This is a genomic window from Cupriavidus sp. 30B13, from assembly GCF_049059565.2.
Taxonomy (GTDB): domain Bacteria; phylum Pseudomonadota; class Gammaproteobacteria; order Burkholderiales; family Burkholderiaceae; genus Cupriavidus.
On sequence record NZ_CP188224.1, the window covers coordinates 917,623 to 931,440 of the forward strand.

A 13,818-nucleotide genomic window follows, 5' to 3' on the forward strand; every position below is an offset into this window, starting at 1 on the left:
GGCTCGGCGCGCGCAACCCCCGCGGCGATCCGTCTTTCCCTTGAACCTCCACCGACAACGAGGTTACGCATGCATGCAGTCGTCGTGACTATTGAGGTGCTCCCGGAAAAGCGCAATGCATTCCGGGATGCGATCCTGACCAATGCCGCGCAGTCCCTTGCCGCGGAGCCCGGCTGCCTCACATTCGATGTTCTCGAGAACCCGAAGAGCCCGGAATTCCTGCTGTACGAAATCTACCGCGATGCCGAGGCGTTCAGGGAACATCTGGCAATGCGCCATTTTCACGATTTCGATCGCGCCAGCAGCGAATGGGTGGTGAAAAAGCAGGTCGCGGAATATGGGCGGCTCGAGGGCAAGCCGTAGGGGCGCCAGGCCGCTTTTCTCGGTGAGTGCGTCGCGGGCGCCACACCGGGATCGTGGCGGCGCCGGGGCGGCCGGGCTGCAAGGCGGCGCGGGCGGCCGGCCCGGGACCTCGAAGCGCCGCGACGGACCGGTTCGGCGGCGGGTGCGCCCGCACCTGCTTGAACGAGCCGTCCGATGTCGCAATGGCGGTCTATGATGGTGTGGATGCCTGCGCCGGGCCGACGAACCTGCCGCGCATCGTTCTCCCTCCAACCCGTTCCGCTCATCGATGGTGGTACAGATGACTGCTCTCCGACAATACGCCGAGCTGGCGGCGCGGTTTCCGCGCCCCGAGGACATCCCGCCGGAATACCGCCTCGCCGGGCCGCTGCATCAACGCGCCATTCTGATCGATGGCCGGCTGCGGGAGTGGGAAGGGCCTTTCCACACCGTGCTCTCGCCGGTTCACGTGCGCGACGCGGACGGCGGCCTGCGGCCGTTCGAGGTCGGCAGCTATCCGATCACCACCGCGGCGGAAAGCCGCGAGGCGCTGGCGGCAGCCGTGCAGGCGTACGCATCGGGCACCGGCCTCTGGCCGACCATGTCCGTCGACCGGCGCATCGCGCACGTCCAGGACTTCACCTGCCGCCTGTGCGAGATGCGCGAGCTGATCGTGAAACTGATCATGTGGGAGATCGGCAAATCGGCCGTCGATTCGGCCAAGGAATTCGATCGCACCATCGATTACATCCGGCAGACCATCGATGCGCTCAAGGAACTGGACAACAACAACTCGCGGTTCCAGGTCGCCGAAGGAACCATCGCGCAGATCCGGCGCGCGCCGCTGGGCGTGGTGCTCTGCATGGGGCCCTACAACTATCCGCTGAACGAGACGTTTACGACGCTCATCCCGGCATTGATCATGGGCAACGTGGTCCTGTTCAAGCCGCCCAGGTTCGGTACGCTGCTGTTCGCTCCCATCCTGGAAGCCTTCCGGGACGCCTTTCCCACGGGTGTCGTGAACACCGTCTACGGCCGGGGCGAAGAGGTCGTGCCACCCTTGATGGAGTCCGGACAGATCAACGTCCTGGCGCTCATCGGGTCGTCCCGCGTGGCCGACAAGCTCAAGAAGCTGCATCCGAAGACCAATCGCCTGCGCGCCGTGCTCGGCCTGGATGCCAAGAATGCCGCCATCGTCCTGGCCGACGCCGACCTGGACCTGGCCGTACGCGAATGCGTGCTGGGCTCGCTGTCCTTCAACGGCCAGCGGTGCACGGCGCTGAAGACGATCATGGTCGACCGGACCATCGCCGAGGCGTTCCTGGCCAAATTCTGCGCCGCCGTCTCGGCGTTGCGCATGGGCATGCCGTGGGAGGAGGGCGTCTTCATTACGCCATTGCCCGATCGCAACAAGCCGGCATATCTCGCGCAGTGCCTGGCCGACGCGCAGGAGAAGGGCGCGACCATCCGCAACGGCCACGGTGGCCAGAGCTGCGAGTCCTTCTTTGTTCCCGCGGTGGTGTATCCCGTGAACGAAACCATGAAGCTGTACCGGGAGGAGCAATTCGGCCCGGTGGTGCCGGTCGTGCCGTTCGACGAGATCGACGCCGCGCTGTGCTACGTGGAGAGCTCCGACTACGGCCAGCAGGTCAGCATCTTCGGCTCCGACCCCGACACCATCGCCACGCTTGTCGACCCGCTGGTCAACCAGGTCTGCCGCGTGAACATCAATTGCCAATGCCAGCGCGGGCCGGACATCTTCCCGTTTACGGGGCGCAAGGATTCGGCGGAAGGGACGCTCTCCGTGTCGGACGCGCTGCGGGCGTTCTCGATCCGCACCATGGTCGCCGCCAAGTCGACGGCCGCGTCCAAGGCGCTGCTCGACGAGATCGTGCTCGGCCACAAGTCCGCGTTCATCAACACGCGCTTCATCTTCTGAAGGCCGCGGCTGCCCGCTCGCCCGGCCGGGAAGGGCAGGGCCGCCACCGCGCATTTCTTCCTGCCGGGACGGGCGAATTGTTCTTTTGCATGTCTCATTGACCTCCGGCCTACTGTCGACTAGTTTATTTGAAGCGCACCTGCATGGTTCGCAGCGATCGCGCTTGCCATGAACCGAACCGGGAGCGGCATGGACAGGGCCGCCCCGTAAGTCCGGTGCGGACTCCGGTGCGGACGGCCGGTTGTCGCGGCACGCGTCTGAGGGTCATATGTAGGCATCTTTTCGGTTTCGTCATGAGGCCCTCGAGGAATGCGCGTGAAGACAGAGCCGCAGACTGCGGGCCTTGTGGAGAGCGGCACCATAGGGTTGGGATGCCGGCTCCTCGCGCATGGCGGCGCCGCGCGCGCGTTCGCGCATTCTCCGCTCGCGTTCGCGCGTTCGCTCTCGCTCTCGCTCGTTTTCCTGCTCGCGGCCTGCATGGCCGGGCCTGACTATCGCAAGCCCGAGGTGCAGATCCCGCAGAGTTTCAAGGAAGGCGTCGACTGGCAACGCGCCGAAGCCAATCCGGCAGCGTTGATACCGGGCACATGGTGGCGCATGTATCGCGACGACACGCTGAACGAGCTCGTCGAGCGCTCGCTGAACGCCAACCAGTCGATCGTCGCCGCCGAGGCGGCTTATCGTCTCGCTCTGGCGACCGTGCAGGCCAACACCGCGACGCTTTTCCCCGTTGTGGCGGCCGGGCTTTCGGGTGCCCGCAGCGGCATCGGCACGGGCGTGACCCAGGGGGCGTCGGGCGTCTCGTCGTCGGGGAGGGCGGCCATCCCGGGCGTCTTCAACAGCGTGAGCGCGTCCGCTTCGGCAAGCTGGGAGCTCGACCTGTGGGGCGCGATTCGCCGCCAGATCGAATCCGCGAAGGACAGCGCGCAGTCGAGCGACGCGCAGCTCGCCGGCATGCGGCTGTCGATCGCCGCAAGCGTCGTCGTCGACTACCTCGCGTTGCGGCAGGCCGACTACGACATCCTGTCGCTCACGCGGCAGCAGGACATCGACAGCAAGATCCTCGACATGACCCGTGCCTCGTACCGCGAAGGCGAGTCGTCGAGCGATGATGTGCTGGTCGCGCAGGACGTGCTCGAAACCGTCGTGGCCAACCTGCAGGCGACAAAGATATCCCGCGAGCAGACCGAGCACGCGATCGCCGTGCTGGTTGGCGTACCGCCCGCAAGTCTCGACATCGCGCCGGACCCGGCGTACCCGTTCCCGGTCCCCGACGTGCCGCTCCAGTTGCCGTCGCAGCTGCTCGAGCGGCGTTACGACGTGGTGAGCGCGGAGCGCATGGCCGCGGCGGCGAACGCGAAAATCGGCGCGGCCAAGGCGGCGTTCTTCCCGAGCCTGACGCTGTCCGCCGAAGGCGGCTTCCAGCACAACACGTTCGCGCATTTGTTTTCCCTGCCGAGCCGGTTCTGGACGCTCGGCCCCGATCTCGCGCAGACGATCTTCGACGGCGGCGCGCGTACCGCCGCCGTGAGCGAGGCCCGTGCCAGTTACGACCAGGCGGTGGCGACGTATCGCAACACGGTGCTCAGCGCCTTTCAGAGCGTCGAAGACAGCCTGTCGTCGGTCAACCATCTGCGCACGCAGGAGCGGGCGTTCGCCAACATCCTGCAGCGCAACCGGCAGCTGTTCGCCAGTGTGCAGGCACAGCGCGACGTCGGCACCGCGAGCGAGCAGGACTTGCTTACCCAGCAGCTCACGCTGATCGAGGCCGAACAGAGCCTGCACGACACGCAGTCGACGCTGGCACAGAGCAGCGTCGCGCTCATCAGGAACCTCGGCGGTGGCTGGCAATGGGATGACGCAATGGCGGCATCGGCGGCTGGCCGTCCGCTGTCTTCGAACGTCTCTTCGAACGCTTCGCCGGACATTCCGCCGGCGTTCCGGCAGACCGCCGGCCCGCCGTCCGACTGAAAGATTTTTTCGTGCCTGCCCGGGGGTGTCGCCGCAGGCGCCGCGCGCGGCCACCGGCGCGCCGGCGCGGGTGGTGCCGTGCCGGCGTTTTCGGCGCCGAGCCAGACTGGAGTTTCCATGTCATGAAGTCACTCCCTTCGATCGTGCCAGTGCTGTGTCTGGGCGTCATTGCGCTCGCGGCCTGTTCCAAGAGCAAGCCGCCCGCGCCGCCCCCGCCGCAGGTGGCCGTGGTCACGGCCCGGGCGCAGAGCGTGCCGCTCACGCGGCAGTTCGTCGGGCGCCTTTCGCCGTATTACAGCGCCAACGTCACCGCGCGCGTGTCCGGCGTGCTGACGAAGCGCGTCTATGCCGAAGGCAGCGAAGTCCGGCAAGGGCAGGTGCTGTTCGAGATCGATCCGGCGTTCTACAAGACGCAGCTCGACAACGCTGTCGCGCAGCTTGCGCAGGACCAGGCCACCTACGTCAACGACCGCATCACCGCCGAGCGCAATCGCAAGCTGCTGCCGGTCGGATCCGTGTCGCAGCAGACGGTCGACAACGCCGATGCCGCCGAGCGCAGCGCCGCCGCCAAGGTTCAGGCGGATCGGGCGGCGGTCGAGAGCGCGCGCATCAACCTCGGCTATACCCGCGTGACGTCGCCGATCAACGGCATCGCGGGGCAGCAGCTGGTGACGGCGGGCGCCGTGGTCGGCAGCAGCACGAACGACACCGGCTCGGGCGGCACGTTGCTGACGACGGTCCAGCAGATCGACCCGGTCTACGTGAACTTCACCATGAGCTCCGCCGACCTCACGACGCTGCGGCTGTCCCAGGGCGACGGATCGGTCGACCTGGCCAAGCAAAGCGCCACGACGGTGCAGGTGAGCCTGCCCAACGGCGCGCCATACGGCCGCACCGGCGCGCTGGACTTCTCGGATGTGGCCGTCAACGCGACCACGGGCGCGGTCAACCTGCGCGCGCTCGTCGCCAATCCTCAGCGCTTGCTGCTGCCCGGCATGTACGTGACGCTCACGGCGAACTTCGGCCAGCAGAACAACATCTTCCTGATTCCGCAGCAGGCGCTGCTGCGCGATACCCAGGGGGCCTACCTGCTGGTGGTCGGGCCGGACGGCAAGGTCGTGCGCAAGGACGTCGAGGCGACCGGCAGCCGGGGCACCGACTGGATCATCACGAAGGGCCTCGCGGACGGCGACCGGGTCGTCGTCACGGGCGTGCAGGCCGTGCAGGAGGGCAGCCAGGCGACCACGACGCCGTGGCAGCCGGCCCAGCCGGCCGTAGCGGCATCCGCCAGCCAGCCGGCCGGCGCGCCGCACAAGTAGGAGGTCGTCCATGCCGAGTTTCTTCATCGAACGACCTGTATTCGCCTGGGTGGTCGCCATCCTGATCTCGCTGTTCGGCATCATCGCCATGCGCAGCATGGGGATCGACTCGTATCCGGACATCGCGCCGCCGCAGGTGACGGTCACCGCGAACTATCCGGGCGCAAGCGCCGCGACGATGGAATCGACGGTGACCCAGGTGATCGAGCAGCAGCTCACCGGCATCGACAACCTGCTGTATTTCAGCTCCACGTCGAGCTCCAATGGCCAGACCGTCATCACGCTCAGCTTCGCGACCGGCACCAACCCCGACATTGCGCAGGTGCAGGTGCAGAACAAGGTCACGCTCGCCGCGCCGCTGCTGCCCGCGCAGGTGACCCAGCAGGGCGTGGTGGTCGCGAAGGCGAGCCCGGACATCCTGATGTTCATTGCGCTGCGCTCGAACAGCCCGGCGGTGGACGCCGCGCGGCTCAGCGACATCCTCGCGTCGCAGATCCAGCCGGTGATCGGGCGGATCAGCGGCGTCGGCAACACGACCCTGCTCGGCTCCGAATACGCGGCGCGCATCTGGCTCGATCCCGACAAGCTGCAAGGCTATGGGCTGTCGACCACCCAGGTGCTCAACGCCGTGAATTCGCAGAACGCGCAGTTCGCGGCCGGCTCGCTGGGCGCGGACCCGGCGGTGAAAGGGCAGGTCTTCACCGCGACGGTGTCCGGCGACAGCCTGTTCTCGTCGCTGCAGCAGTTCCGCGACATCATCCTGCTGGCGAACAGCGACGGCACGACGGTGCGGCTCTCCGACGTGGCGCGCGTCAGTTTCGGCGCGCAGACGTACGGGATCGCGCCGATCTATGACGGCAAGCCCGCCGGCGGCATGGCGGTCTTCCTGCTGCCGGGCGCCAACGCGCTTTCGGTGGCGAATGCGGTCAAGGCCGGGATGGCGACGCTCGCGCGGGATCTGCCGCCGGGCGTGACATGGAGCGTCCCTTACGACACCACGCCGTTCATCACCGCCTCGATCACCGACGTGGTCCGCACGCTGATCGAAGCGATCGTGCTGGTGTTTCTCGTGATGCTGATCTTCCTGCAGAACATCCGGGCCACGATCATCCCGACACTCGTGATTCCGGTTGCGCTGCTCGGCACCTTCATCGGCCTTTCGTTGCTGCACTACACGCTGAACCAGCTGACGCTGTTCGGGATGGTGCTGGCGATCGGGATCGTGGTGGACGACGCGATCGTGGTGATCGAGAACGTCGAGCGCATCATGAGCGAGGAACACGCAGAGCCGAGGGCGGCAACCCGCAAGGCCATGGAGCAGATCACCGGCGCCATCGTGGCGATCACCGTCGTGCTGTCGGCGGTGTTCGTGCCGTCCGCGCTGCAGCCGGGCGCGACGGGGATCATCTATGCGCAGTTCGCGCTGACCATCGCCATCTCGATGGTGTTTTCCGCGTTTCTCGCCATGTCGTTCACGCCGTCGCTGTGCGCCGCCATCCTGAAGCCTGTCCACCCCGACAAGAAGAACGTGGTGTTCCGCTGGTTTGACCGCGGCTTCGACCGGATCTCGCACACGTACCTGGGGCATGTCGGGCGGGCGGTGCGGCATGCGCCGCGCTGGATGATGGCTTTCGTGCTGGTCGTGGTATTGACCGGATTCCTGTACACGAAGCTGCCGACGGGTTTCGTTCCCGACGAGGACCAGGGCTTCATCCTGGTGCTCGTGAACCTGCCGTCAGGCTCGACGCTGCAGAGCACGAACCGCGTGATGGGCGAAGTGCGCGAAAAGCTGCTGCGCAGCCCGATCGGGAAGGACATCGACGCCATGTTCCAGCCGGTCGGCTTCAGCTTCGTCGGCACGAGCGAGAACGTCGGCATGACGTTCATCAAGCTGACCGACTGGGGGGCGCGCTCGCTGAGCGCGATGGAACTGATTCCGCAGGTCAACCAGATCCTGCACAGCGTCTCCGACGCGCAGATTTTCGCCACCAATCTGCCGACGATCCGCGGGCTCAGCCAGTTCGGCGGCGTCGACATGTACCTGCAGGCGCGTGCCGGGCAGTCACGCGCGGAGTTGGGCGCCGCCGAGCAGACGCTGCTCGAGAATGCGGTCAAGAGTCCCATTCTCTACGGGATCCGGGCGAACTCGCTGCCGAGCGCGCAGCAATTGCGGATCGCGGTGGATCGCACCCAGGCGCAGTCGATGGGGCTGTCGCTGACGGACGTCTATGACACCATCCAGATGCAGCTGGCGCCGTTCTTCGTGAACCAGTTCACCTACGCCGGCCGGGTGAAGCGCGTGTACATCCAGGCCGATGCGCCATACCGGATGGGGCTGGATGCGTTCCAGCACCTCTATACGCCGGCGGGCATCGTGAGTCCCGCGAGCGGGGCGGCGAACACGGCGGCCACGGCGACCAACACGAGCGGCTATCTGACGCAGGTGAATCCGTCCGTCGGCAATACGTCGATCAGCCCGTACAACATGGTGCCGCTGTCGAGCGTCGTGAAGTCCAACTGGGACATCGGGCCGACGGTGCTGCCGCGCTACGACGGCTATTCCGCGATCGAGATCGTCGGCAATTCGGCGTCGGGGTATTCCACCGGCCAGGCGATGCAGGCGCTGCAGGGCATCGTCGACGAGAAGCTGCCGCGCGGATTCGCCGCGGACTGGACCGGGCAGTCCTATCAGGAGCTGCTGTCGGGGAGTTCGGCGACCACGCTGATGGCGCTGTCTATCGTGGTCGTGTTCCTGTGCCTGGCCGCGCTCTACGAGAGCTGGTCGATTCCCGCCTCGGTGCTGCTCGTGGCGCCGGTCGGGATGCTCGGCATGCTGGTGTTCTGCCTGTTGCGCGACGTGCCGAACGACATCTACTTCAAGATCGGCCTCGTCACGGTCATCGGCCTTGCCGCGAAGAACGCGATCCTGATCGTCGAATTCGCGGTCGAGGGGCAGGCGCGCGGGATGACGCTCTATGACGCGGTCGTGACCGCGGCACGCCTGCGCCTGCGCCCGATCCTGATGACGTCGATGGCATTCATTCTCGGCGTGTTCCCGCTGATCGTGTCCACCGGCGCCGGCGCCTCGTCGCGGCACGAGATCGGCACCGGCGTGATCGGCGGGATGCTGTTCGCGACGTTCCTCGGCCTGCTGCTGATTCCCGTGTTCTATGTCACGGTGAGACGGCTGCTCGGAGACAAGCTCGACGAGGTGACGCACAAGATATCGCATCATGGTGGCGGAGGTGGCGGAGGTGGCGGAGGTGGCGGAGGTGGCGGAGGTGGCGGAGGTGGCGGCAGCCGCGGAGCGAATGACGAGAGCGCGCCCGTGTAGCGGGGCGTCGAAGCGCAGGCACCCATCATCACCGAATTGCGGCTTGGGTATCACTTTATCGAGGTGCATACGATGGCAGCGTGAAGACAGTCCGCACCGGACTGTCCACGTTTTCCCAATGTCGGCTCAGCTCGGCCAGCGGCACGGCCTCGGTCGCGATCCGCAGCCCGGCGGGCATCGACGCATCGAGCACTTCCTTCACCGCATGCAGCAGGCGCGGCAAGGCGATGCTGCCGATGCCGCTGCCCGTCAGCGTGATCGCGGCGGCGCGCAGCACGGCGCCCGGCAGCTCGATGTCGGCGCCGCCGACCGAGCCGATCTGGACGAAGCGGACCGGATAAGCCTCCGCCGAGGCCTTTGCCGCGGCGAGCAGCAGTGAGCGGGCACTGGCTCCCCACAGGTAGTCCAGCACGATGTCCACTCCTGCGCGGAAGTGCGCTGCGAAGGCCTGGCTCAGGCTGTCTTCGTCCTGCTCCAGCGAAATCGCCACATCGGCCCCGAGGTGTCCGAGCATGTCCAGCGCGGCCGCATTGCGGCCCGTCGCGATGATCTTGCCGGCGCCGAGATATTTGGCGATCTGGACCGCCAGCCGGCCCGAGGCCCCGGTCGCGCCGTTGACCAGCACCGTCTCGCCCCGCACGAAGCGGGCCCGCTCGGTGAGCGCTGCCCAGGACGACATGCCCGGGATCGCGATCGCGGCGGCGGTGACGTCGTCGAGCGCATCGGGCAGGGCAATGCAGTGTGCCGCGCGCACGAGGCTGCGTTGCGCCATCGCGCCGAACGGCGCCTGCGGCCCGAAGAAATAGACGCGCCGGCCGTCTTCGAGGCGCCCGGTGCCGTCGATGCCCGCCACGAACGGCAGGGCATCCGGCGACGAGTAATGCGCGCCCGCCGCCTTGGCCCGGGTGACGCGGCTCAGCGCGGAAGCGGTGACCTCGACCAGATGATGGCCGCCCTGCGCAGCGGGGGATGGGAAGTCATCGTAGACAGGGGACTGTCCGGCTTCCGTGACGACAGCGGCTTTCATGGCGGTTCCTTGGAAATGGCGATCAGGTGCGGCCAGTCTAGGCGTGCGGAAGCGACCGGTCTCCGGTATAAATGCCATTCCATACCGTGTTTTGGCCATGCTCACTCCTATCATTCGCCCGGACCTCATGACCTCGCCGGCCGGTCCGTTCCTCGTCGCGGCCGAGCTCACGCAAAGCGAGGCGCGCACGAAGTCGTCGCACAGCCATGCGCGCGGGCAGCTCATGGGGGCGTTGAGCGGGCTTGTCTCGGTCGGGCTGGACAAGCACCAGTGGGTCGTTCCCGCGATCCATGCGATCTGGATTCCGCCGCATTGCGTCCACGCGGTGCGCTCATACGGCCCGTTCTCGGGCTGGAGCGTGTTCATTGCCGAAGACCGCTGCGCGCCGTTGCCGCGGGAGCCGCGCGCCATCCGCGCCACGCCCTTGTTGCGCGAGGCCGTGCGGCGCGCCGCCACCTGGCCCGGCGCCGGACTCGATCCGGCACAGACGCGCATTGCCGAGGTCATCCTCGACGAGCTGGCCGCCTCGCCAGCGGCATCGCTGGGCCTGCCGCTTCCCGCAGATCCCCGGCTCATCCGGATCACCGACGCACTGGCCGGCGATCTGGCGGACAACCGCCACCTCGGCCAATGGGCCGCGTGGGCCGGCGTCGCGCCGCGCACGCTGAGCCGCCGCTTCGTGGCGCAGACCGGCCTGACCTTCGCGCAATGGCGGCAGCAGGCCCGCCTGCTGCGCGCGCTCGAGCTGATCGCGGACGGGTTGCCCGTCACGACGATTGCGCTCGATCTCGGCTACGACAACGTCAGCGCGTTCATCGACATGTTCCGCCGCGCGCTGGGGACGACGCCCGGGCGCTATGCGGCGGCCGCCACGCCGGAGAACGGCCGCGGCGCGTAGCGCGCGCATCGGCGGTCCGGCACGCCCGGCGCGCTATGATCCGTTACCTTGCCGAGGCAGCCGCATGACCCCGACCCCGATGAACCACCGCCCTCCACGACATCCGGTGCCAGACCAGCTCACTTCCTACTTCCGCAGCGGCGACGCCATCCGCAGCCGGCGCGTCAGCGACATCGTGCTGGCGGGCACGGTCGACATCCCCATGCCGCCCGCGCGGCTGCTGGCGGATTGGGCCCGGGAGATATCGTCGCGCCTGGTCCTGGAGCCCGGCGATGTCGAGGCAATGCCGCTGGCGCGGGCACGCACGCGCTGGCCGGACTACGCGCGCTGCGTGCAGGCGATGGCCGGCTGGGCCGGCGCGCTCGGGTTGCCCGGCGTGCTCGCCGCCGGCGACATTGCCCTCATGGCGTGCCGCGGCGCGAGGTATCACCATGACGGCACGCAATATGGCGGCGCGGCTTTCTGCAATCTCTTCGTGAGCGAGGACAAGGGGCAGGACGTGCATTTTCCCGCGCTGGATCTGCGCATTCCGCTCCGCCGGGGCACGGCCATCCTGTTCGACACGTGCCAGCCTCATGGTGTCATCCGGCGCGGCAGCAGCGGTTTCCATGCGGCCGACTTCCCCGCCGGCGAGGATTGCACCCAGCTATTCCTGACCTGGGAGCTTCCCATCGAAGACGCCCGCGTCGGACAGGCACTCAAGGTTGCCTTCGACACCGACCCGTCGACCGCGCTGCAACTGGAAGAGGAAGAAGAGGGGCAAGAGGAGCAAGTCCGGCTCGACGGTGCAAGGGTCTGCGTGTGCCCGGATTCCGGCCGGTGGCACCCGGCGGACTAGCCGCCGGGGCCGGGCGGCGGTCCTGGTCGGAGGCGGATCCGGCTCGAAGGCCGGTGCGCCAGGCCACTATCCATAGCGATGGAGGATGTTTCCACCGCGCGGCATTTATCTCCATTGCCGGCGCCATTACACTTCGACGCAGTTGAAGCGTTGCATGCCCGGCCACGGGCGAAGGCGGCAGTGCCGCGCCGGCAGCGTCCGATTCGCTTTGCAAGCGCGTGAGATGCGCCCAGGCAGGCAATCCGGAATTCAATGCTGCTGCCGGCCAGGAAAAGCCGGCACCGACTCCCTCAGTCCGTCATGAGTACAGTCCCCCGCAACGTCAGCGGGCCAGGGGCCGTGCGTCGCACGCCTCCTGTCTCCCGATTTTCCGCCGCAAGGCTCCGCAAAAAGGTAATTCACATGAAAGTCCACGACATAGCCGGTTTTCCCAATCCGGCGCGCATCCGTATCGTACTGGCCGAGAAGGGAATGGAATCGCAGGTCGAGTTCGTGCGCGTCAATCTCTATGGCGCAGAACATCAGCAAGGCGCGTTTCGCGAGAAAAACCCCACCTCGACCGTCCCCGTGCTCGAACTCGACGACGGCACGTTCATCGCGGAGTGCATCGCGATTACCCAATATCTCGACAATCTCGACGGCAATCCCATCCTTACCGGGCGCACCGCGCGCGAGAAAGCGGTCATCCACATGATGCAGAAGCGGGCCGACGATCAGCTGATCAACGGGATAGGCGTATTCTTCCATCATTCGACACCCGGGCTCGGCAAGGCCAACGAAGCGTTCAAGAGCGCCGACTGGGCTTTCAGGAAGCAGTGGGGCGACAAGCACGGGGAACGCGCGATGGCGGGCATGAAGTACTTCGACGGCGTGCTGCGCGCGCAGCCCTACGTGGCCGGCGAGCAGTTCTCGGTCGCGGACATCACCGTGTGGGCCGCGCTGATGCATGGCGACTACGCGGGGCTCGCGGTACCCGAAGATCACACCGCCCTGCTCGAATGGCGCGCCAGGATCAACGAGCGGCCGAGCGTCAAGAACCGCAGCGGGCAAGACCTGATCGCCGAGGACCTGCCGTACCTGGAGCCGCTGATCGCCTATCTGAACAGCAAGGCGGCGCCGGCCGTGGCTGCTGGCTGAATGCCTTCGCAAGAGGGCGCGACAAGGGGACTGGATTGAACAACCTGATGGCGATACGCGTATTTGCACGCGTCGTCGAGACCGGCGGTTTCACCAAGGCGGCGGACTCGCTTGGCATTCCGCTGGCGAGCGCCAGCAAGATCATCCAGGACCTCGAGTCCGAGCTGAAGGTCAAGCTCCTGCGGCGCACCACGCGCATGGTCGCCGTCACCCCGGAAGGGGCCGCCTACTATGACCGCACGCTGCCGCTGCTGCATGCGCTGGACGAGGTCAATGCGTCGTTCGGCGTGGAAAACGCCACCCCCGCCGGCAAGATCCGGATCGGCGTGAGCGCGTCGCTGGCCAGCAGCTTCCTGATCCCGGCGCTGCCCGCGTTCCACGAGCGCTATCCGAACGTGGAGGTCGAGCTGTGCGTGCGCGACAGCTTCACCGACATGATCCAGGAAGGCATAGACTGCACGGTCCGGGGCGGGCCGATGACCGATGCGTCCCTGGTGGCGAGAGAGGTCGGCCGTGCCAACTGGACCACCTGCGCGACGCCGGAATATATCCAGCGCCACGGCATTCCCGCCGACATCGAAGACCTCGCGCGGAATCACATCCTGGTGGGATACATATCGCCGCGCACCGGACGCGTCGCGCCGTCGCCGTTCGGCGTCGGCAGCGCGGCCACCGAGGTGCAGCCGAACGCCTTCCTGAGCGTCAACGAGGGCAACGCGCACCTGGCGGCGGGCCTGGCCGGCATCGGCGTCATCCACCTCTTTTCCTTCAAGGTCAGGCCGTTTCTCGAAACCGGCCGGCTGGTCGCCTTTCTCGAGGACTGGCGGCCACCGTCGTACCCGCTTCACGTGGTCTACCCGCAGAACCGGCACCTGAGCCAGCGGGTCAGGATATTCATCGACTGGCTTGTCGAGATGTTCGACGAACTGGACCCCGCCCAGCGGCCCAGGGCCAAGGCGGGCATCGCGGCCGGGCCCAGAGACCGGGCGCCGGCGCGCTGAGGCCCCAGGAAG

General features: G+C 67.1%; 10 protein-coding genes. 9 read left to right on the forward strand and 1 reads right to left on the reverse strand.

All coding sequences use genetic code 11. The features are described from left to right. Positions 1 to 69 precede the first annotated feature (69 nt). The 5 genes from ACKI2N_RS23405 to ACKI2N_RS23425 all read left to right on the forward strand — a co-directional run bounded on the left by ACKI2N_RS23405 (position 70) and on the right by ACKI2N_RS23425 (position 8,905). Positions 70 to 363, forward strand: coding sequence for a putative quinol monooxygenase (locus tag ACKI2N_RS23405; RefSeq protein WP_420993137.1), 294 nt, complete (start codon positions 70 to 72; stop codon positions 361 to 363). A gap of 280 nt (positions 364 to 643) precedes the next feature. After that, positions 644 to 2,281, forward strand: coding sequence for an NADP-dependent glyceraldehyde-3-phosphate dehydrogenase (locus ACKI2N_RS23410; RefSeq protein WP_420993138.1), 1,638 nt, complete (start codon positions 644 to 646; stop codon positions 2,279 to 2,281). A 315-nt stretch (positions 2,282 to 2,596) separates the two neighbouring features. Beyond that, positions 2,597 to 4,252: an efflux transporter outer membrane subunit gene (locus ACKI2N_RS23415; RefSeq protein WP_420993139.1), complete on the forward strand. Its 1,656-nt coding sequence runs from the start codon at positions 2,597 to 2,599 to the stop codon at positions 4,250 to 4,252. Positions 4,253 to 4,374: 122 nt separating this feature from the next. Further along, positions 4,375 to 5,571, forward strand: a complete 1,197-nt coding sequence (locus ACKI2N_RS23420) for an efflux RND transporter periplasmic adaptor subunit (protein WP_420993140.1) — start codon at positions 4,375 to 4,377, stop codon at positions 5,569 to 5,571. A gap of 10 nt (positions 5,572 to 5,581) precedes the next feature. After that, positions 5,582 to 8,905 carry an efflux RND transporter permease subunit gene (locus ACKI2N_RS23425; RefSeq protein WP_420993141.1) on the forward strand — a complete coding sequence of 1,108 codons (3,324 nt, stop codon included), beginning with the start codon at positions 5,582 to 5,584 and terminating at the stop codon, positions 8,903 to 8,905. Positions 8,906 to 8,960: 55 nt separating this feature from the next. Here the strand turns inward: ACKI2N_RS23425 and ACKI2N_RS23430 are convergent, their stop codons facing one another. Continuing rightward, the gene (locus tag ACKI2N_RS23430; protein WP_420993142.1) at positions 8,961 to 9,932 is read right to left on the reverse strand and encodes a quinone oxidoreductase family protein; all 972 of its coding nucleotides are present in this window, start codon (positions 9,930 to 9,932) and stop codon (positions 8,961 to 8,963) included. A 97-nt stretch (positions 9,933 to 10,029) separates the two neighbouring features. Between ACKI2N_RS23430 and ACKI2N_RS23435 the strand changes: the two genes are divergently transcribed. The 4 genes from ACKI2N_RS23435 (at position 10,030) to ACKI2N_RS23450 (ending at position 13,806) form a co-directional block, all read left to right on the forward strand. After that, entirely contained in the window at positions 10,030 to 10,830 is an 801-nt protein-coding gene (locus ACKI2N_RS23435) for an AraC family transcriptional regulator (RefSeq protein ID WP_420993195.1), read from the forward strand. Between the two features lie 64 nt (positions 10,831 to 10,894). Beyond that, positions 10,895 to 11,668, forward strand: a complete 774-nt coding sequence (locus tag ACKI2N_RS23440; RefSeq protein WP_420993143.1) for a hypothetical protein — start codon at positions 10,895 to 10,897, stop codon at positions 11,666 to 11,668. A gap of 402 nt (positions 11,669 to 12,070) precedes the next feature. Beyond that, positions 12,071 to 12,805, forward strand: a complete 735-nt coding sequence (locus tag ACKI2N_RS23445; protein ID WP_420993144.1) for a glutathione S-transferase family protein — start codon at positions 12,071 to 12,073, stop codon at positions 12,803 to 12,805. Between the two features lie 35 nt (positions 12,806 to 12,840). Next, entirely contained in the window at positions 12,841 to 13,806 is a 966-nt protein-coding gene (locus tag ACKI2N_RS23450) for a LysR substrate-binding domain-containing protein (protein ID WP_420993145.1), read from the forward strand. The last annotated feature ends 12 nt before the right edge of the window (positions 13,807 to 13,818 follow it).